Consider the following 19,596-nt stretch of genomic DNA (forward strand, 5'->3'; position numbering starts at 1 on the left):
CTAAAATGAAAAGTAAAAAAAGGATTTTAAAAGGGTTCTTAATAGGTTTTATTGTTTTGATTTTGGTCTTTGGTACTTTCATTTATAGGCAGTTACAGAATTTTAGTAAAGAAATTGCCCAATTAGCTGTTAATGAAATAAATTTTTCAGAGTTTGAAGATGGTGACTATATTGGAGAGTACCATATCAATGAAATGCTAGGAGCTACTCTAAAAATATCTATACTGGATAACCGGATAGCTAATATTAGTGTAATAGAACATCAGTATGGATTAGGTGGAAAGGCAGAGGAAATTTTTAGTCAAGTAATAGATTATCAAAGTCTTAATGTTGATGTTGTTAGTGGTGCTACAGGAAGTAGTAAAGTGCTATTAAAAGCCATCGAGAGTGCTTTTGTTAAATAGTGAAATTGCATAATTAATTTATATTTATATTAATGCAAAATGAAAACTTCAATTAACTTATAAAGTAAATAAGTAATGTGGAAAATTATAATATAATTTGATTAAATTTAATAATATACAATACTCCATAATAAAGATAATGTACATAATAGAAATGATCCCCTTCCTTAATAGAAGGGGAATTTTTATGGAAATTTTTTATAAATCAATTTCTATAGATTTGATTTTTAAAAGATGATTATTTTAACGTTTTAGTCTATGTGATTCTACTTTATCAAGTTCCTCTAAAAATAAAGGAATAGATGGGTTAGAATTTGCCTTCTTCCAAGCTACTACTAATTCATCTTCGGCTTGTTCCCCTTCGATATCAATGAATCTAAGACTTGGGCTAGCGTTGGCCTGCAGACTTTTAGGAAGAATCGCTATACCTATACCTGCATCTACCAATAACAATACAGTTTGAATTAACCTTGGTTCGCTGACAATGTTGGGTGTGAATCCACTATTAGCACACATTAACAATGTTTTATTAAAACCTTGGGGCGATTCTCTTTTATCAAGGGCAATAAATCTCTCGTTGGCTAAGTCTTTAATATTAATGCATTGCCTGTTTGCAAAAGGATGTTCGCAGTGCATTACAATTGAGATTTTCTCTGTTAGAACCTTCTTTTTTGTTAAACCACCAATATTATTTAACCCAAAAGAAAGAGTAAAGATGATATCTAATGCTTCAGTATTTAAAGATTCAATGAGCATTCCGTGATTATATTGATTTAAATGCAAATCTATCTTAGGATAATTGCGGCGAAACTGACGAATCAGTTGAGGTAAGAAGTCTCTTTCTGTATAACCTAAAAAACCAATTTTAAGATCTCCAATAATGCCAAGATCAGCATGGCGGGTTTTTTCAATAAGCTCCTCAGATTTATCTACTAAATATCTAGCTTCCTTTAATAGTACTGCCCCAGCATTAGTCAATTTAACTTGCCGTTTATTTCTAATAAATAATTGAACTCCTAATTTCTTCTCTAAGTCTGCAATTTGTTGACTAACAGCAGATTGAGCTACAAAGAGATGTTTAGCTGCTTCAGTAAAATTTAAATGTTCAGCAACAGAAATAAAGTAACGAAGCTGTCTAATATCCATAGGAATTCCCCCAGTAATTAAAATTTATTATGTATTAATAATAACATTTAGTAAGAATTATATCAAATGTTATCACTTTTACTTATTACTGATATAGCATTCTAATATTTCACAATCAGGGTAATATTCTGTATTCTATTAGTATAGACATAAAAACTTTTATTACTTAAAAAAAAGTAACAATACTTTATATTATTAAAGGAGGTATCCAAATGCTGCAATCGCAAAAACGAGTTTTAGCAATCAACCCGGGTGCAACATCTACTAAAATAGCAGTATATGAAAATGAAGCTTTGCTATTCAAAAAGACTGTTGAGCATTCCGTATACGACTTAGAATTGTTCCCAAAAGTGTTTGATCAGTACCAATACCGACTAGATTTAGTGCTACAAGCCCTAGAAGAAGAAAATACTGAATTAGGTTCTTTATCAGCAATCGTAGGTCGAGGTGGCTTACTTAAGCCATTGGCTGGAGGAACTTATCAAGTAAATGAAAAGATGGTTAGTGATCTACAAAGAGCAGAGCGTGGCGAACATGCCTCTAACCTAGGAGCTGTTATGGCTTATAATCTAGCAAGCCAATTAGGTATTCCCTCCTTTATTGTAGACCCCGTTTCTGTTGACGAAATGGAACCAGTAGCTAAAATATCTGGTTTAGCTGATTTAGAAAGAATCAGTTTATCCCATGCGTTAAACATGAAGGCAGTAGCTAGAAAAGTTGCTAAGGAAATGGGTAAAAAATATGAAGAAGTAAATTTCGTAGTAGTGCATTTAGGGACAGGAGTTTCAGTTACTCCCCACAAGAATGGCAAAATGATAGATGTAAATAATGCTAAGGCAGAGGGTCCTTTCTCTCCAGATCGTTGTGGTGGATTACCAGCAGATCAATTAGTTAAACTTTGCTTTTCAGGAAAATATTCTGAAGGTGAATTAAAGGAAATGCTTAGCAGTAAAGGTGGTTTCTATTCCTATTTTGGAACAAAAGATGCTAGAGAAGTAGAAGCAATGGCAGCTGAAGGCAACCAAAAGGCGGATATTGTGTTAGATGCTCTAGCTTATCAAGTAGCCAAGGAAATTGGTGCTATGGCGGCAGTTTTAGAAGGTGAAGTAGATAGAATTATTTTAACGGGTGGAATTGCCTATTCAAAAAGAATTGTTAATGATATAATTAAACGTGTAAAATTCATTGCTCCTGTTGAAATTGTACCGGGAGAAGAGGAATTAGAATCTTTAGCCTTCGGTGCTTTAAGGGTTATTCGAGGGGAAGAAGAAGCTGTGATTTATAGCTAATTTAGTGATTAACTCACTAAATAAGTTTATATATATCTTTTAAGGAAGAGAAAATTATTAAAGGAGGGCTCAATATGGCAAAGGTAAATATAATAAGTAAGTATTGTAAGAGCTGTGGACTTTGTATCGATATTTGTCCTAAAAAGATTCTAGCCATCGGAGATAAATCAAACGAAAAAGGTTACTTTACAGTTGTTTGTACAGACCAAGATAAATGTATCGGATGTACTTTATGTGCAACTGTCTGTCCAGATGTGGCAATCGAGGTTTATAAATAATAGTCCTATGAAAGGAGTTGAAAATTAGATGGAAAAAGTATTATTAAAAGGTAATGAAGTAATAGGAGAAGCAGCAATACGTTCAGGATGTAGATTATTCTTCGGTTATCCGATTACACCATCAACAGAGATAGTAGAATATCTATCTGCACAATTCCCTAAAGTTGGAGGGACAGTTTTACAAGCTGAAGACGAAATTGGTGCGATCAATATGTGTTATGGCGCTGCCTGTACAGGTTCAAGAGTTATGACTGCATCATCAAGTCCTGGGGTAAGTTTAAAGCAAGAGGGAATCTCCTTTAGTGCTGCAGTTGGACTACCTATGGTAATTGTAAACGTTAACAGATGTGGTCCAGGATTAGGTGGATTAGGGCCAGCTCAATCTGATTACTACCAATCAACAAGAGGTGGTGGTCATGGGGACTACCGTACAATCGTTTTAGCACCTTCAAAAGCGCAAGAGCTTTATGACTATACAATGTTAGCTTTCGACTTAGCTGATAAGCACCGTCTACCAGTGTTACTACACACAGATGGTTTCTTAGGACAAACGATGGAGCCAGTAGTATTAAAGGAAAGACCAGAAGCTCCAGAAACAGACAGAAGCTGGGTAGTTGATGGCGCAAAAGGAAGAAAGAAAAGAATCCTTGCTAGCTACTCATTAACAAATGAAATTGGTGAAGCTAACAACCTTCGTTGGGAAGCTAAATACAAGCATATCCAAGAAACTGAACAAAGATGGGAAGAATTCCATACAGAAGATGCAGAGTACCTATTAGTAAGTTTTGGTACAACAGCGAGAATTTGTAAGAGTACTGTATTAAATGCCCGTAAAAAAGGTATTAAATTAGGATTAATCCGTCCAATCACTTTATGGCCATTCCCAAATGATGCTTTTGTACCTTATAAAGATAAAGTTAAGGGAATTGTATCAGTTGAATTAAGTATGGGACAAATGATCGAAGACGTAAAATTAGCAGTTGAGTGTAAGATGCCAGTAGAACTTTATAGAAGACAAGGTGGTATGTTACCAACTGAGCATGAAATTTTAACTTTTGTTGAAAATACATTTAATTTATCGGCAGTAGAGGAGGTGTAGGTCATGGAGAAAATATTCGGAAGAAGTAAAGGTTTATCAGATGTTCCTTTTTCATTCTGTCCAGGATGTACCCATGGAACCATCATGAGATTAATAGCAGAGGTTCTTGAAGAACTTGATATTATTGAAGATACAATAGGAGTTTCACCTGTAGGATGTGCTGGATTTAGTCAAGAGTTTTTCAGCTGTGACTTCATAGGTGCTGCCCACGGTAGAGCACAAGCAGCAGGAATCGGGATTAAAAGAGCTCTTCCAGACCGTATTGTATTTACCTACCAAGGAGATGGTGACATCGCTGCTATCGGTACTCAACATGCCATCCATGCTGCAGCTAGAGGTGAAAAAATCACTTCTATCATGGTAAACAATGCCATCTTTGGTATGACTGGTGGGCAAATGGCTCCTACTACATTAGAAGGAATGAAAACGACAACTAGTCCATATGGAAAAGATGTTTCAGTAAGTGGTTATCCAATTGATTTACCAAGACTGATCGCTAACTTAGATGGAGCTGTGTACGTTGCGGCTGTTTCAGTAGATTCACCAAAGAACATTAACCAAGCTAAGAAAGCAATTAAAAAAGCTTTCCAAGTACAAAAAGCTGGTTTAGGTTTTGCCTTCGTAAGTGTTTTATCAACCTGTCCAACTAACTGGGGAGTTTCACCAGTAGAAAGTTTACAATGGTTAAGAGATAATATGATGCCTGTTTACCAAATGGGTGAACTTAAGGTGACAGAGGAGGTAAAAAGCTTATGATGGATAAAGTAATTCTTGCAGGTTTTGGTGGTCAAGGGGTTATGTTCTTAGGTAAAGTATTAGCCTATGCAGGAATGGGTTCTGATTTAGAGCTTTGTTGGATTCCTTCCTATGGACCTGAAATGCGTGGAGGAACTGCCAATTGTTCAGTAGTATTATCTGATGAAGAAATTCATTCACCTGTAATCGACCAAGCAGATGCAGCTATCGTATTAAACAAGCCAGCCTATGATAAGTTCGCTCCTCGTATTAAGCCAGGTGGCGTATTAGTAGTAAACTCTTCATTAGCTAAGCTAGATGAAGTAAGAGAAGATATTACAGTAATTCAAATCCCTGCTACAGAGATCGCTAACGAAATGGGTAACACAAGCATCGCTAATATGGTTAGTTTAGGTGCTTTAATCCCTCACTTGAATTTAGTTGATCTTGCCAAGGTTGAAAAGGCTATGGTTAAATTAGTAGCTAAGAGACCAGAATTATTAGAGACAAACTTAACCGCTATTAACAAAGGAATGAACTATCAAGGTTAAGATTAATTCCGAAAAAACTATTATAACATTAAAAAATAACTATCCTAAAATATAATTTATCTAGTGCCCTATTAAAGGACTTTATGTTTCTTTAATAGGGTTTTTTCGGCTAAAGAAGAGATTGTTCTATTTTACAAAATAAATGAATCAGTGATATAATGACATGTAACTTTCTAATAGCAAATTAACTGAGTATATTTCATAATTATTATTAAACTTAGATAATCTAATTAGATAGAGGGATAAAAAATGAAAACAGATCTATTGTTATTAAAAAAAGAATTTAACAAACGTATTTTTAAATACGTATTTTTGACCTTTTTTATAATGGGTGTTCTTTTGTCTTCACTACTATTTAGTCATAACTATTATAAAAATATGGTAATTCGATCTCAGCAGGAAAATATACTAAATATTGTTACAACCGTTTCTGCTCAGTTGGAGGATTATTTTGAGACTAAGGATAACTATCTAGAAGCCATTCTTAAAGATTCCCTTTTCCAAGGGGAATTTAATGAACTTTTAAAGGGCTTCACAAAGGATGTCAAATTAATTGATTTAATGTTTAAGATGGGAAGAGAAGAATATACTGCTATTGAACTAATTGACAGGGAAGGAAATCTATTGCGGTCTTATACTGATGATTCAGATTACAACTATAACTTGGGGGAAGACATTGTTAGAACAATAAACACCCACAATAAAGTATACTTTGTAGAGACCCTTGGAGACTTAAGTATTAACATTATTCATCCTGTTAAGTATGATGGAGAACTACAAGGTTTAGTTAGAATGAAAATTAATACAGACCAAATTTATAGGGTATATTTAGCCAACTATCAGCTTAACCAGAAGGGCTATATTTCTTTGAAGGATAAGGAGGGAAGGTTGTTTCTACATCCCTCAAATGAAAGTATTGGAGAAAATGTAATTAAGGTAAGACAGAGACAGTACCCCGACTATGACTGGAGGGAACTGGAGGAAAATGTTGAGAAACAAATGAATCGAGAAACAGGTGTAGGAATGTATCATTCCATATGGCCAGGGGATGATACAAGAGTAAAAAAGATTAGTGGCTTTACCCCTGCGGATATAGGAGATACCTTTATTATTTTAAATTTTTCAGTGGACTATGAGGAGACCCTCATTAGTTTCACGGGGATTACTAATGCTACGATTATTATTTCGATTCTTTTAATTCTGGCGAGTATTGTTATTATTCTATATATATTTAAGGTTGAAATTAAAAGAAATGAATTGCAAGTAGAAGCAATATACTATGAAGAATTAAGGGAGAAAAATGCCCTGATCATTCACCAATCTAAGTTTACTGCAATGGGGGAGATGTTGGCAACCATAGCCCATCAATTAAAACAACCCTTAAACGCATTGAAAATTTCCCTTTATAATGTTGAAGACTTTCACCGGTATGATGAAAAGGATGAAGGCTATTTAAACCTACTATTAGAGTCTAATCACCGACTTGTTGATAAAATCGCTAAAACGATTGATGATTTTAAGTTCTTTTTCAAGCCTCAAGAGGAAAGTGTTAATTTTAATGTTATGGAGGCAATCGAATTTTCAATAGAACTAAACAAACAAAGGATTAATAGTCTAGATGTTCAACTGGACCTTCAGGGTCAGCGGCAGATCGAAATAAATGGTGAGGGTAATGTTTTTTCACAGGTAATCCTTAATTTAATAAATAATTCCATTGATGCACTAAAGGATGTATCTCTTCAAAGGAAAATAATAATTAATGTTTTTGAAACAGAAACAGATGTAGTTATAGAGATTTCTGACAACGGTGGAGGAATTTGTGAAGAAGTCATGAAAAACCTATTTTCTCCCTACATTACCACAAAGGGAGAGCAGGGAACTGGACTAGGACTATATATCTCCCGATATATTATAAGAGAGAAGTTTCATGGGGAATTATTGATAGAAAATATAGAAGAAGGGGTATTAGAGAAGATTATTGTTCCAAAGAAGGATTAAAGGAGATGTTCTAATGATAAAAAAAAGGGTGTATCACATCGACGAAAGGGCATTTGAAATAGGGAATTTTGCTGTAGAGGCAATATTGTATGAAGTGGCTTCTTTTCCTTCGCCGGGGCTAGTATCCCCCGTTTCTAATGGAGCTCATCGAGATATGAATTTTTTTACATTTATAGACAGTACTGTTGCTTTATCAAAGTACTTCACCCTATTTACCCAAGAGGGTTTTAGTGATGCTTCTTATGTTGATGTTTTTAATCGTATTAGAAGTCTAGGTATTGAAGCAGAAAGAGAAATGTTTGAGAAAACAAAAGGAGTGAATACCCATAAAGGGATGCTATTTTTAATGGGAGTCTCCTGTGGCGCAGTTGGAAAGGCAATTCATGAAGGGAAGCCCTTTTATGAAATAAAAAATATTATAAAAAAAATGACAGCAGGAATCGTTGAAAAGGAGCTTTCAACCCTAGTTAACAAAGGAAAACTAACCCATGGAGAGGGACTATATCTAAAGTATAAAACGAAGGGGATTCGTGGAGAAGTTGAAGCAGGGATACCTACTGTTTTTGATTTTGCTCTAGATTTCTATCAGAAGGAGGCAAAGGGGCTATCCCTTAATGATGGTTTAGTCCATACCCTTTTAGGAATTATGCAAATATGTGAAGACTCTACGATACTCCATCGTCATTCTCTAGAGGTTTTAGCAGAAGTACAGAATCAAGCTAAAGAAATAATTGACATGGGTGGTATGAAGACAGAAGCAGGTAGAAGAAGCGTAGATGAAATATCTATAGAATATATAAAAAGAAATATTAGCCCAGGGGGTAGTGCAGATCTATTGGCAGTGACAGTGTTTTTAGATCGGGTAGCAAAATTGATGGAAACGCTAAAAAAGAAATAGCTCTAATCAAAAAAAACTTAGGATCATGTTCCTAAGTTTTTTTGATATATTCGTATATTATTTATTCTTCAACATTTATATTTGCTAAATTAAATAATTTTTGAACGGTTGAAGCATCGCTTATTAAAACATTTACATGATTACCCCTTAAAGCACCAAGAATAGCTTCTGCTTTATATTTACCTGCTGCAACACCTATTCTATATTTAACCTGATGGAAGGTATTTAGCTCCGTTCCTATTATTTTTTTATTAATGTCGATATCTACTTCTGCACCATTTTCATCATAGAGACGAGCATAAATACAGCCTACAGCCTTCTCAGAGTTAATGTGAAAGTTCTTATTTTCAACTAAATAACTTGACCATAGGGTAGAGGCGAATACTGCATCAATTGTACCAATTCCAGTTAAGATAATATCGCATTTACTAGCCAAGAAAAGGGTGTCATTAATGACGGGTTCTTGTAATAGTGCTTTTCTTGCATAGTCATTATCTATATATAAAGGAGCATATAAGTATTTATATTTCCCTCCGTAGATATTGGCGAATTTACGAATTAGCTCAGGAGAGTCCACAAGTGGATTATCCTTTGCAGCTGCACCAAGGACTTGTACAGCAGTAATCGGTATTTTGTTTTTCGGCTTCATTTGTTTGATTACATTAAAGAGGGTTTTGCCCCATAACAAGCCAATGATAGAGTTTTCGGTAACAACCCTTTCAACATACTTAGCCCCCAACTTACCTAATGCGTGGATTGTTTCGTCATGGGACATCATATGATTATCTAAAATAATGGCATCTATTAGATTAAAGTGCTTAATTAATAGGTTTTCAGCCTTTGTGTAACGATCATTAGGTTTATTAATGATAATCTCCACCACGTTTAAATCTCTGGCTTCTTGAAGGAGTTTAGAAACCTTAAATCGGGTAGTGGAAAGTTGTTCTGCTATTTCAGATTGAGTCATATTGCGCTCGTAATACATATTGGCTAAATTAGCTAAATACTTTTGTTTTTCTGTTTCACTTAATTTTTCATAATGGTCCATACTTTACACCTCGAATTTAATTAACATACCATAGCATGTCTATACTGTTAAGTACCTTCAAATCAATATTAATTATATCTTAATTAAATACTACTTACAAGTAGTGGTAAGGTTTCTGGCTTTCAATAGATAGTCAAGCCAATAGAAACAAGTGGGGGACTTATTATCAAAAGTTAAAATGAGCTTTACTTATAATCAAGAAAAATACGATTATAGAGATATATTATACACATTTGATAAATTTTTAAACAAATGTATTGAAGAATTAATCATTTTTTGGTAAGATAACCTTAAGAAGTCGGTAGAATATGTAATGAGTTTATACATTTGTAAAATTATTTTCACTTTTGTTGTTAGTTATATCAAAATAAAAAAAACAGGAGGTGTGATTGAACCACCCCGAAAAAGTATTTGGGATGGGTTCAATTAAAAATGATTAATTTAAAAGAAGAAGCTTTAAGACTCCATAGAGAAAGACAGGGGAAAATTGAAATTAATGGTACGATGCCTATGACTAATGGTGACGATCTTGCCATTGCCTATACACCAGGTGTTGCAGAACCCTGTTTGGAGATTGCCAAAGATAAGAATAATGCTTATGAATACACGATGAAGGGAAAATCTGTGGCCATTTTAACTAATGGAACTGCAGTTTTAGGATTAGGAAACATCGGACCCCTAGCTGGACTTCCAGTTATAGAAGGTAAAGCATTATTATTAAAATCCTTTGGAGGGGTTGACGCTATGCCAATCTGTTTAGACTCCACCGATTCAGATGAAATAATTAAAACGATTAAAATGATAGCCCCTGGATTTGGGGGAATTCATCTAGAGGATATTAAAGCTCCTGAATGTTTTTATATAGAAGATCGATTAAAGGAAGAATTAGATATACCTGTTTATCATGATGATCAACATGGAACAGCTGTTGCGGTATTGGCAGGTCTTTATAACGCACTGAGGCTTACCGGTAAGAAAATTGAAGAAGTAGAAGTAGTGATTAATGGAGCTGGCGCTTCAGGAATAGCTGTTGCAAAACTTTTAGTAGAGGCAGGAACTAAGAATATTATACTTTGTGATATCGAGGGTGCAATCATTGAGGGAGATTCTTTGTTAAATGAACCCCAGAAAAAAATTGCGTCTGTAACCAATAGAAGACATGAAAAGGGAGACCTAAAGGATATTATTAAGAATAAAGATGTCTTTATCGGATTATCTGTTGGGAATGTGTTGTCGGAGGAAATGGTAGCCTCCATGAATCCTAACAGTGTTGTATTTGCTCTAGCAAATCCTCAACCAGAAATTGACCCTAATTTAGCATTGGCTGCAGGAGCAAGGATCATTGCAACTGGTAGATCAGATTTTCCTAATCAAATTAACAATGTATTGGTTTTTCCTGGAATATTTAAAGGTGCATTAAAGGTTCGGGCTAGAGATATTACTGTTGAAATGAAAATTGCAGCAGCAAAGGCAATTGCAAATCTTATTACTGATGAAGAATTAAGAGAAAGCTATATTGTACCAAATGTATTTGATAATCGAGTAAGCAATGCAGTAGCAGAAGCAGTAATGATTGAAGCTACAAAGAATACGATAGCCAAAGCTATTTAACATAAGTTAGCGTTGAAGAATAAAAGGTAAGTAAACTATAAGAGGTGACGACTATGGAATACTTGAATTTAGTAGAATTCATTGTTGAAACGAATAATCCTGCCTGTAGAAAGTTAGTGGAAACTTTTCTAGTTGAAGAAGGGTTAGGCTATGAAGAAGGCATTGAATATACCTATGCCCTTAGGAATGAAGAAAGGGTGGTAGCTGCTGGCTCCCTTCATGGAAATGTGATTAAGTGTGTGGCAGTTGCTAAGGAATATCAAGGGATGGGAATCACAAACAAAGTGATTTCCAACCTCTTAAATGAAGCCCATCGAAGGGGTAGGTATCATCTATTTGTTTATACTAAGCCTGAAAACTTAACTATTTTTCAAGATTTAGGCTTTTATAAGATAGAGGAAGTGGCAGGAGAAGTTGTCTTATTGGAAAATAAAACAAAGGGAATTGGTGGTTATATGGAGGAAATAGCAAGAACTCAAACACGATCAACTCAAACACCATCAACAAATATTGCCGCAATAGTGGTGAATTGTAACCCTTTTACTTTGGGACATCAGTACTTGATTGAAAAGGCCGCTAAGGAAAGCGATTTCCTTCATATATTTGTTGTTTCTGAAGATGAATCTGATTTCCCAGCAGAGGTTAGATTACAATTGGTTAAGGAAGGTACTAAGCATTTGGAAAACGTTATCGTCCATGAAACAAAAAACTATTTAGTTTCAAGTGCCACCTTTCCATCATATTTTTTAAAGAAATTCAACGAGGCAGTTAAAATTCACGCATTATTAGATATCAAAATTTTTGCTAACTATTTTGTTCCCGCATTAGGAATCAAAAAAAGGTATGTTGGTGAAGAACCCCTCTGCCAATTAACCTCCCAATATAATGCTACCATGAAGGAAATTCTTCCTAATTATGGTGTAGAAGTAATTGTTGTAGCAAGAAAAGAAAAGGGAACTGGTGTCATTAGTGCCTCTAGAGTAAGGAAATTGTTAAAGGAAGGCCAACTATTAGAGGTTAAGGAACTGGTGCCCTACACAACCTATGATTTTCTGCTATCTCCTAAAGGTGAAGAGATAATAGATAAACTAAAATTAAAGTAAATTTTATGTAAAAATAAAAAATTAGGAGGGAAAAGTGATGGATATTAAAAAAATAGCCATGGCTGGAACATTAGAATCCAGTGATGTGTCGATTGTCATCGAACCAAACTCAGGTGAGGGAATCGAAATCGAGCTAAAGAGTCTTGTAGAAAAGCAATTTGGAGAACAGATTAAAGAGGTAGTGTTAAGGACCCTAAAGGAACTAAAGGTAGAAAAAGCTATTGTAAAACTGCAAGATAAGGGTGCCTTAGACTGTGTCATTAAAGCTCGTCTTCAGACTGCTGTATTAAGGGCAGCTGAAGAAAATACCTTTAACTGGGGGGAGGAAGATTAATGTTAAAGTTAAGAAGAACAATGATGTATGTACCTGGTAATAATCCAAGTATGGTGAAGGATGCCCATATTTTTGGGGCAGATACAGTAATGTTTGATCTAGAAGATTCTGTATCCCTTAATGAAAAGGATTCAGCAAGATTTTTAATTTATAATTCTTTAAAGAATGTCGATTATGAAGGGACAGAGATTGCTGTAAGAATTAATGGATTAGATACTCCCTTCGGACTTCAAGACTTAGAAGCTATTGTAAGGGCTAAGCCAGATATTATTCGATTACCCAAAACAGAAACTCCTCAAGATATCATTGATGTTGAGAAAATCATTGCAACTATAGAAGAAAAAGCTGGTATTCCAGTTGGAACAATTAAAATGATGGCGGCTATAGAAAGCGCCCAAGGAATCCTTAATGCTAGAGAAATAGCACAGGCAAGTTCTCGTTTAGTTGGTATCGCCATTGGTGCAGAGGATTTCGTTACTGATATGAAGACAACCCGTTCTTTAGATGGTGTTGAATTATTGACAGCAAGAAGTCAATTATTATTTGCTGCAAGGGCTGCTGGAATCTATGCATTAGATACGGTATTTTCAGATGTTGATAATGAAGAAGGATTTGCTAATGAGGTTAAATTAATTAAACAGCTGGGCTTTGATGGAAAATCTGTTATCAACCCAAGACAAATTGATGTTGTCCATGAAATATATACCCCAACAGATAAGGATATTGAAAAGTCTATTAGAATTATTAAAGCTAGTCAAGAGGCCTTTAAGAAAGGCTCTGGGGTTGTTTCATTAGATGGTAAAATGGTGGACAAACCAATCATAGAAAGGGCAGAAAGGGTATTGACCTTAGCTGCAGCAGCAGGGGTCTATGTTTTTGAAGGAGGGGAAGAAAATGGCTATTAATAAAATTGGAAGAGAAGTGCCAGCGTTTATAGAAGGAATAGGAGAACTAAAACCCTATCAAGGGCCCTTTAGTGTAGAACCTACAAAGAGAAGATTTGGGCGTAAACTATCTGTAATCACTCCTAAGGAAAGCAAGCTTCTAAATAATATTGAAGAAGCTATCAAGAAAACAGGTTTAACAGATGGTATGACAATTTCCTTCCACCATCATTTTAGAGAAGGAGACTATATTGTTAATTTGGTAATGGACACAATTGCTAAATTAGGGATTAAAAATATTACTATTGCCCCTAGTTCTTTAAATGGTGTACATGCACCCTTAATTGAGCATATTAAGAGTGGTGTTATATCAAAAATTGAAACCAGTGGCTTAAGGGGTTCTTTAGCAGATGCCATCTCCAAAGGAATTTTAGAATATCCAGTTAAAATTCGTTCCCATGGTGGTAGAGCAAGGGCTATTGAATCAGGAGACGTTAAAATTGATGTTGCCTTTTTAGGGGTACCTGCATGCGACGAATACGGAAATGCAAATGGACATTCGGGAAAATCCTTCTGTGGCTCATTAGGATATGCTAAAGTAGATGCACAGTTTGCTGATCAGGTTGTACTGATTACTGATAACCTTGTGGCCTACCCTAATGTACCTGCAAGTATTCAGCAAACGGATGTAGACTTTGTTGTTCAAATGGATTCAATTGGTGATCCAAAGGGTATTGTTTCTGGTGCCACAAGATATACTAAAAATCCAAGGGAACTATTAATCGCTAAATATGCTGCCGAAGTAATTAAAGAGTCGGGTTATTTAGTAGATGGGTTTTCAATGCAATGTGGTACAGGAGGAGCTTCTTTAGCAGTAGCCAGGTCAATTAAACAAACCATGATCGAAAGAAATATTAAAGCTAGCTTTGCCTTGGGAGGAATAACGGGACAGTTTGTTGAAATGTTAGAAGAAGGTTTAGTAGGTAAACTCTATGATACCCAATGTTTTGACTTAATAGCTGCCCAATCTATCGGCCAAAACCCTAATCATGTTGAGATAGATGCCGGCTTTTATGCTAACCCCCATAATAAAGGTTGTGCAGTAAATGTTTTAGATATTGTAATATTAAGTGCATTAGAAGTAGATACTGATTTTAATGTAAATGTAATGACTGGTTCTGATGGAATTCTTAGGGGAGCTTCAGGAGGTCATTGTGATACAGCTGCTGGATCTAAACTTTCCATCATTGTTGCACCATTAATTAGAGGGAGAATACCAACAATTGTAGATCAAGTTAATACCGTAATTACACCAGGAGAAACAATAGACGTGGTTGTAACTGATCGTGGAATTGCAGTAAATCCATTAAGAACGGATTTAATTGAAAAATTCTCTAAAACTAGTTTACCTTTATATACAATTGATCAATTAAAGGAAAAAGCTGAAGAGATTACTGGTAAACCAAAGGCTATAGAATATGGTGATAAAATTGTTGCTTTAGTTGAATATAGAGATGGGACAATTATAGATGTTGTTAGAAATGTAAAATAGAAAAGGAGGTGTCCCTAATGACTAAAATGCCAACAGAAGTAATGAAGGCAATATTAGAAGGGCGGGAAAAAAGAGCCCTCTTACAAAAAGAACTGCTACAGTTTTGGGGGACACCTCTTGTTTCCTTTACCTTAAATATCCCCGGCCCTGAAAAAAATAGTCCTAACTATAAACTAATACATGAAATAGGGGTTAGTTTACTGTTAAATGCCCTAGCTAAAGCAGAAATAGAGGTTGTTTATTTTGAAATTAAAGAAAGAGCTTCTGGAACAGAAGGCTTCTTTTGTATTAAAGGAGATAGCCTTACAATTAAAAAAACAACTGTTTTGATAGAAGAGGGACATTACTTAGGAAGAATTTTTGATTTTGATGTGTTAAATAAAGAAGGAAGAGCCATAAGTAGAAGAGACATAGGTTTGAATGAACGAAAGTGTTTTTTATGTGAAAGTCCTGCAAATTTTTGTAGAAGAAATCATACCCATACATTGGATGAATTGCTTAAAGGACTAAATCAGCTGATTGAGGATTTTATTTGCCCTAAGGAGGAAAAAAATGAATTTAGATAGAAGTCTGCTAAAAAATATTAAGGTGCTTTATATAGAAGACGACCCTGAAGTGCTACAGCAGATGAGTTTTTTTCTGAAAAAAAGGGTGGGAAAACTAATAATTGGTCAAAATGGTAAAGAGGGTTTTCAATTATTTAAAGAGCATTTACCAGATATTGTTTTGTCTGATTTAAACATGCCCATCATGGATGGAATGTGTATGATTAGGGAAATAAGAAGGGTAAGTGATGTGCCAATTATTATCTCCACCGCTTATTCTGATAAAGAAGTTATTTTAAAGATGGTTGATCTAGGAATAGACAATTATCTTGTTAAGCCAATTGATGTAAGGCAATTAATGGAAGTGATTGAGAAAACATCAGCTAAGATTTTAAAGAAGAGGGGAAATATTTTACTTTTAAGGGATAAGGCATTGTCATCAGAGGAAAAGTTACTATTAGAGGAAGATATTAAGAATGCCATTGCTAGATTTATTAAAGAGAAAACCGGTAAGGGACCTGAAAATGTTAAAAGTTTTATCTATGGAGATAAGCTAGAAGTAGAAATAAAAAACTCTTTTACAAAGTTTGAAAAAGTATTAGCAGAAAAAGAAAAAAACATATCTATGGTCAAGTATAATAGAGAAATATTTTATCGAGATATGGAGAAAGACTTTGTTAATATAATAACTGAAATAATAGAAGGGAACTTTAAATTAGCTTCAGTTGAAATAGATGTAAAAAAAGATAATCATTTTTTAGAATTTTTATTCATTTAGTCAAAAAAACTATTTACAAATGATTAGAGATGTTATATATTATTAGTATAGCTAAGTTTGAAAAGGTTTTCATAAAAAAGTTTTTCAAAATAGCTTCCATTTTAAATTAAACTTGCATATTTTTTTATCAATGTTGAATTTGTTTAAGAAAGTCTATTGATTTCGCTTAAATAGGTCAGCACAGAGTATTTAATTCTGTGTTGGCCTTTTTTGTTTTGTTTTTTAAAAAAAGGAGGATAAAAAATGGAAAATGTAGAAAAAAAGCAAAATGGCCTACTGGAAAAGCTAAATAGTTTTAAGATGTACGGGATTCCTCTCCCATTATTTGCACTACTAGCGGTTATTACAATTGCAGCTTCGTGGCAAGGTGTATTACCAGTAAATATTGTAGGGGCGTTAGGTATTACTATTGTTTTAGGTGTTATTTTTGGTGAAATAGGAGATCGTATTCCTATTTGGAATGAGTATGTAGGTGGCGGTGCTATTCTTGCATTCTTAGGGTCAGCTTACCTAGTATATGCTGGAATTATGCCAGAGCAGACGGTTAAATCAATCGAAGTATTCATGGAAGATACTAACTTCTTAACACTATTTATTGCAGTGTTAATTACAGGAAGTGTATTGTCTGTTCATCGTAAATTACTTCTAAAGGCTTTGGTTGGATACATTCCAACAATTATTCTTGGGGTTTTAGGAGCAATGGTATTTGGAGCAATTGGTGGGTTAATTACAGGAGTTTCCGTAAGGGATGTAGTTACAATGTACGTACTTCCAATTATGGGTGGAGGAACTGGTGCTGGTGCACTTCCAATGAGTGAAATCTATGCTTCAACAACTGGAAATGATCCAAGTCAATTTTTATCCTTTGCTTTCCCAATTTTAACAATTGCTAATATCGTAGCTATCTTTGTTGCAGCAATGTTAAACAAGCTAGGACAAAAGAATGGCAAATTAACTGGTAATGGTGAATTAGTTAGAGGAAAAGGTTTTGATGTTAAGGAAGAAAAGTCAAACTTAAAGATTTCCCATAGAGAAATTTCAGCAGGATTCGTGTTATCAATTAGTATTTATTTATTAGGTGTATTATTCAGTAGAAAGATTTTACCAACAATTTTCGGGGTTCAAATTCATACATTTGCTTATATGGTATTATTCGTATCTTTATTTAATGCATTAAATATTATTCCTGAAGAATTAAAGCAGGGAGCTAAAAAGTTACAAAGCTTTTTCTCAGGTCAATTCCTTTGGGTTATTATGATTGGAGTAGGGGTTGCCTATACAGATCTAGCAGAAATTATTGCAGCTATTAGCGTAACTAATGTTGTTATTGCAACGTTTATCGTATTAGGAGCAACTGCGGGTACAATGTTATTTGGATATATAGTTGGTTTTTATCCAATCGAAGCAGCTATCACAGCAGGTCTATGTATGGCAAATAGAGGGGGTTCTGGTGATTTAGCAGTATTAGGAGCCGCAAAAAGAATGGACTTAATCTCTTGGGCACAAATTTCTTCAAGATTAGGTGGAGGAATTATGCTGGTAATTGCAAGTATTGTATTTGGCTTATTCTATTAAATTAGTTCAATTTGCTATTGCAATTTAGGATATATAAAAAGCGTATAAAATCCGATAAATTTTTACTCATAAAAAAGAGTCTTAGAATGTGATATGAGTAGTAACTAAATGGAAGTTGGATGACTATAAAACATGGCAAAGGCTCAGTACTTTGCTATGTTTCTTTTTTCATAAGAAATTAATTAGGTAAATTGAGCTAGGTAGTAAATAGTAGGTAGTAAATAGTATGATAGTAGACAATTGATTTTTTTAGAAAAGGAGTGTTAAAGATGGCAAAAGTAAAAATTACAGAAACAGTACTACGGGACGCCCACCAGTCTTTAATAGCAACTAGAATGAAGATCGAAGATATGATACCAATACTTGAAACCTTAGATGAAGTAGGATACCATTCTTTGGAGGTTTGGGGTGGGGCAACATTTGATGCTTGCTTAAGATTTTTAAATGAAGACCCTTGGCAACGACTAAGAACCATTAGAAAACATGTTAAGAAGACAAAATTACAGATGCTTTTAAGGGGACAAAATTTATTAGGCTATAAACATTATGCTGATGATGTTGTAGAAGCCTTTATCAAAAAATCAATTGCCAATGGGATAGATATTATAAGGATTTTTGATGCCTTAAATGATTTGAGAAACATTGAAACCGCCGTAAAAGCTACCAAGGAAGCAGGCGGTCATGCACAAGTTGCAATCTCTTACACCACTAGTCCAGTCCATAATACCGAATATTATCTTCAACTGGCTAAAAGAATGGAGGCTATGGGAGCAGATTCCATCTGTGTAAAAGATATGGCAGGGATATTAACGCCCTATGATGCCTATGAACTAGTAAAGGGGTTAAAGGAGACTATAAAAATACCTATACAGCTCCATAGTCATTATACGAGTGGATTAGCTTCTATGACGAATTTAAAGGCTATTGAAGCGGGGGTAGATATTGTCGATTGTGCTATATCACCTATGGCTTTAGGAACTTCACAGCCTCCTACAGAACCTCTAGTGGCAGCTTTACAAGGAACAGATTATGATACTGGATACAGTCTTCAAACTTTGAATAAAGTTGCAGAATATTTTGCTCCACTCCGTGAAGCTTATTTAAAGAGTGGTCTTTTGAATCCTAAGCTACTGGGTGTTGATATCAATACATTAGTTTATCAAGTACCAGGGGGAATGCTATCTAACTTAGTTTCTCAGTTAGAAATGCAAAAAGCTACCCATAAATATGAAGAAGTACTAAAGGAGGTCCCAAGAGTAAGGGAAGAGTTAGGTTATCCACCTTTAGTAACCCCCCTAAGTCAGATGGTTGGGACGCAAGCCGTTTTTAATGTAATCTTGGGAGAACGATATAAAATGGTACCAAAAGAAATAAAGGCCTATGTTAAAGGGGAATATGGTAAACCTGTTGTGGAAATTACAGATGAAATTAAAAAGAAAATTATTGGTGCAGAAGAAGTAATTTCTGGTAGACCTGCAGATTTAATTCCTCCACAATTAGAAGGTTTCCGCAATGAAATGAAGGAGTTTTTAGAGCAAGAGGAAGATGTGTTATCTTATGGATTGTTTCCTCAAGTAGCATTAGAGTACTTTAAATATAGAAGGGCTGAAAAATATAAAATTGAAACAATGTGTGTAGATATGGAGAATAAAGTTCATATTGTCTAGATTGGTTATGCTAGGCTAGAAAGAGTCTAAGCATATTGTAAAGAGGCTATTTAGAACTAGATATATGGAAAGTGAAAAATATTTAATATAATATAGTGTTA

19 protein-coding genes are annotated in these 19,596 nt (G+C 34.6%); 17 read left to right on the plus strand and 2 right to left on the minus strand.

Features of this window, described 5'->3' with window-relative positions; translation table 11 throughout:
• Positions 1–5: 5 nt before the first annotated feature.
• Entirely contained in the window at positions 6–404 is a 399-nt protein-coding gene (locus tag T335_RS0116210) for an FMN-binding protein (protein ID WP_026478469.1), read from the plus strand.
• Between the two features lie 243 nt (positions 405–647).
• Here the strand turns inward: T335_RS0116210 and T335_RS0116215 are convergent, their stop codons facing one another.
• Complete coding sequence (locus T335_RS0116215) at positions 648–1,550, minus strand: LysR family transcriptional regulator (protein ID WP_026478470.1); 903 nt, start codon at positions 1,548–1,550, stop codon at positions 648–650.
• 212 nt (positions 1,551–1,762) lie between these two features.
• On the opposite strand from T335_RS0116215, the gene buk reads away from it, so the two are divergent.
• The 7 genes from buk (at position 1,763) to citG (ending at position 8,398) form a co-directional block, all read left to right on the plus strand.
• Positions 1,763–2,839, plus strand: coding sequence for a butyrate kinase (gene buk, locus T335_RS0116220; protein ID WP_026478471.1), 1,077 nt, complete (start codon positions 1,763–1,765; stop codon positions 2,837–2,839).
• Between the two features lie 74 nt (positions 2,840–2,913).
• A complete protein-coding gene (locus T335_RS0116225) occupies positions 2,914–3,117 on the plus strand; it encodes an indolepyruvate ferredoxin oxidoreductase subunit alpha (RefSeq protein WP_026478472.1) in 204 nt (67 codons plus the stop codon).
• 28 nt (positions 3,118–3,145) lie between these two features.
• Positions 3,146–4,216 (plus strand): 3-methyl-2-oxobutanoate dehydrogenase subunit VorB, encoded by a 1,071-nt coding sequence (vorB, locus tag T335_RS0116230; RefSeq protein ID WP_026478473.1) that lies wholly within the window; start codon positions 3,146–3,148, stop codon positions 4,214–4,216.
• 3 nt (positions 4,217–4,219) lie between these two features.
• Positions 4,220–4,972 (plus strand): thiamine pyrophosphate-dependent enzyme, encoded by a 753-nt coding sequence (locus T335_RS0116235; protein ID WP_026478474.1) that lies wholly within the window; start codon positions 4,220–4,222, stop codon positions 4,970–4,972.
• A complete protein-coding gene (locus tag T335_RS0116240; RefSeq protein ID WP_026478475.1) occupies positions 4,969–5,502 on the plus strand; it encodes a 2-oxoacid:acceptor oxidoreductase family protein in 534 nt (177 codons plus the stop codon). Before T335_RS0116235 ends, T335_RS0116240 begins: the two co-directional genes overlap by 4 nt.
• 249 nt (positions 5,503–5,751) lie before the next feature.
• Positions 5,752–7,500 carry a sensor histidine kinase gene (locus T335_RS0116245; protein WP_026478476.1) on the plus strand — a complete coding sequence of 583 codons (1,749 nt, stop codon included), beginning with the start codon at positions 5,752–5,754 and terminating at the stop codon, positions 7,498–7,500.
• Between the two features lie 13 nt (positions 7,501–7,513).
• Positions 7,514–8,398, plus strand: coding sequence for a triphosphoribosyl-dephospho-CoA synthase CitG (gene citG, locus T335_RS0116250; protein ID WP_026478477.1), 885 nt, complete (start codon positions 7,514–7,516; stop codon positions 8,396–8,398).
• Positions 8,399–8,459: 61 nt separating this feature from the next.
• Here the strand turns inward: citG and T335_RS0116255 are convergent, their stop codons facing one another.
• Positions 8,460–9,446 (minus strand): sugar-binding transcriptional regulator, encoded by a 987-nt coding sequence (locus T335_RS0116255; RefSeq protein ID WP_026478478.1) that lies wholly within the window; start codon positions 9,444–9,446, stop codon positions 8,460–8,462.
• A gap of 432 nt (positions 9,447–9,878) precedes the next feature.
• On the opposite strand from T335_RS0116255, the gene T335_RS0116260 reads away from it, so the two are divergent.
• The 9 genes from T335_RS0116260 to T335_RS0116300 all read left to right on the plus strand — a co-directional run bounded on the left by T335_RS0116260 (position 9,879) and on the right by T335_RS0116300 (position 19,495).
• Positions 9,879–11,057 carry a malic enzyme-like NAD(P)-binding protein gene (locus tag T335_RS0116260; RefSeq protein ID WP_156943710.1) on the plus strand — a complete coding sequence of 393 codons (1,179 nt, stop codon included), beginning with the start codon at positions 9,879–9,881 and terminating at the stop codon, positions 11,055–11,057.
• A gap of 53 nt (positions 11,058–11,110) precedes the next feature.
• Entirely contained in the window at positions 11,111–12,160 is a 1,050-nt protein-coding gene (gene citC, locus T335_RS0116265) for a [citrate (pro-3S)-lyase] ligase (protein ID WP_026478480.1), read from the plus strand.
• A 37-nt stretch (positions 12,161–12,197) separates the two neighbouring features.
• Positions 12,198–12,494 (plus strand): citrate lyase acyl carrier protein, encoded by a 297-nt coding sequence (citD, locus tag T335_RS0116270; protein ID WP_026478481.1) that lies wholly within the window; start codon positions 12,198–12,200, stop codon positions 12,492–12,494.
• A complete protein-coding gene (gene citE / locus T335_RS0116275; protein ID WP_026478482.1) occupies positions 12,494–13,399 on the plus strand; it encodes a citrate (pro-3S)-lyase subunit beta in 906 nt (301 codons plus the stop codon). The genes citD and citE overlap by 1 nt, the downstream gene beginning before the upstream one ends.
• The gene (gene citF, locus T335_RS0116280) at positions 13,389–14,930 is read left to right on the plus strand and encodes a citrate lyase subunit alpha (protein ID WP_026478483.1); all 1,542 of its coding nucleotides are present in this window, start codon (positions 13,389–13,391) and stop codon (positions 14,928–14,930) included. Before citE ends, citF begins: the two co-directional genes overlap by 11 nt.
• 17 nt (positions 14,931–14,947) lie before the next feature.
• On the plus strand, positions 14,948–15,496 hold the full coding sequence (gene citX / locus T335_RS21055; RefSeq protein ID WP_034328783.1) for a citrate lyase holo-[acyl-carrier protein] synthase: 549 nt from the start codon (positions 14,948–14,950) through the stop codon (positions 15,494–15,496).
• A complete protein-coding gene (locus T335_RS21765; protein ID WP_051569358.1) occupies positions 15,483–16,253 on the plus strand; it encodes a Na-translocating system protein MpsC family protein in 771 nt (256 codons plus the stop codon). The genes citX and T335_RS21765 overlap by 14 nt, the downstream gene beginning before the upstream one ends.
• A gap of 243 nt (positions 16,254–16,496) precedes the next feature.
• The gene (citS, locus tag T335_RS0116295; protein ID WP_026478484.1) at positions 16,497–17,828 is read left to right on the plus strand and encodes a citrate/sodium symporter CitS; all 1,332 of its coding nucleotides are present in this window, start codon (positions 16,497–16,499) and stop codon (positions 17,826–17,828) included.
• 269 nt (positions 17,829–18,097) lie between these two features.
• Positions 18,098–19,495, plus strand: coding sequence for an oxaloacetate decarboxylase subunit alpha (locus tag T335_RS0116300; RefSeq protein ID WP_026478485.1), 1,398 nt, complete (start codon positions 18,098–18,100; stop codon positions 19,493–19,495).
• Positions 19,496–19,596: the final 101 nt, after the last annotated feature.

The organism is Alkaliphilus transvaalensis ATCC 700919 (assembly GCF_000621485.1).
Classification (GTDB): Bacteria; Bacillota; Clostridia; order Peptostreptococcales; family Natronincolaceae; genus Alkaliphilus; species Alkaliphilus transvaalensis.

Excerpts from the sequence above, each read along its gene's own strand:
- T335_RS0116210 (WP_026478469.1), top strand. The coding sequence starts at position 6 with ATGAAAAGTAAAAAAAGGATTTTAAAAGGGTTCTTAATAGGTTTTATT.
- T335_RS0116215 (WP_026478470.1), bottom strand. The coding sequence starts at position 1,550 with ATGGATATTAGACAGCTTCGTTACTTTATTTCTGTTGCTGAACATTTA.
- buk (WP_026478471.1), top strand. The coding sequence starts at position 1,763 with ATGCTGCAATCGCAAAAACGAGTTTTAGCAATCAACCCGGGTGCAACA.
- T335_RS0116225 (WP_026478472.1), top strand. The coding sequence starts at position 2,914 with ATGGCAAAGGTAAATATAATAAGTAAGTATTGTAAGAGCTGTGGACTT.
- vorB (WP_026478473.1), top strand. The coding sequence starts at position 3,146 with ATGGAAAAAGTATTATTAAAAGGTAATGAAGTAATAGGAGAAGCAGCA.
- T335_RS0116235 (WP_026478474.1), top strand. The coding sequence starts at position 4,220 with ATGGAGAAAATATTCGGAAGAAGTAAAGGTTTATCAGATGTTCCTTTT.
- T335_RS0116240 (WP_026478475.1), top strand. The coding sequence starts at position 4,969 with ATGATGGATAAAGTAATTCTTGCAGGTTTTGGTGGTCAAGGGGTTATG.
- T335_RS0116245 (WP_026478476.1), top strand. The coding sequence starts at position 5,752 with ATGAAAACAGATCTATTGTTATTAAAAAAAGAATTTAACAAACGTATT.
- citG (WP_026478477.1), top strand. The coding sequence starts at position 7,514 with ATGATAAAAAAAAGGGTGTATCACATCGACGAAAGGGCATTTGAAATA.
- T335_RS0116255 (WP_026478478.1), bottom strand. The coding sequence starts at position 9,446 with ATGGACCATTATGAAAAATTAAGTGAAACAGAAAAACAAAAGTATTTA.
- T335_RS0116260 (WP_156943710.1), top strand. The coding sequence starts at position 9,879 with ATGATTAATTTAAAAGAAGAAGCTTTAAGACTCCATAGAGAAAGACAG.
- citC (WP_026478480.1), top strand. The coding sequence starts at position 11,111 with ATGGAATACTTGAATTTAGTAGAATTCATTGTTGAAACGAATAATCCT.
- citD (WP_026478481.1), top strand. The coding sequence starts at position 12,198 with ATGGATATTAAAAAAATAGCCATGGCTGGAACATTAGAATCCAGTGAT.
- citE (WP_026478482.1), top strand. The coding sequence starts at position 12,494 with ATGTTAAAGTTAAGAAGAACAATGATGTATGTACCTGGTAATAATCCA.
- citF (WP_026478483.1), top strand. The coding sequence starts at position 13,389 with ATGGCTATTAATAAAATTGGAAGAGAAGTGCCAGCGTTTATAGAAGGA.
- citX (WP_034328783.1), top strand. The coding sequence starts at position 14,948 with ATGACTAAAATGCCAACAGAAGTAATGAAGGCAATATTAGAAGGGCGG.
- T335_RS21765 (WP_051569358.1), top strand. The coding sequence starts at position 15,483 with ATGAATTTAGATAGAAGTCTGCTAAAAAATATTAAGGTGCTTTATATA.
- citS (WP_026478484.1), top strand. The coding sequence starts at position 16,497 with ATGGAAAATGTAGAAAAAAAGCAAAATGGCCTACTGGAAAAGCTAAAT.
- T335_RS0116300 (WP_026478485.1), top strand. The coding sequence starts at position 18,098 with ATGGCAAAAGTAAAAATTACAGAAACAGTACTACGGGACGCCCACCAG.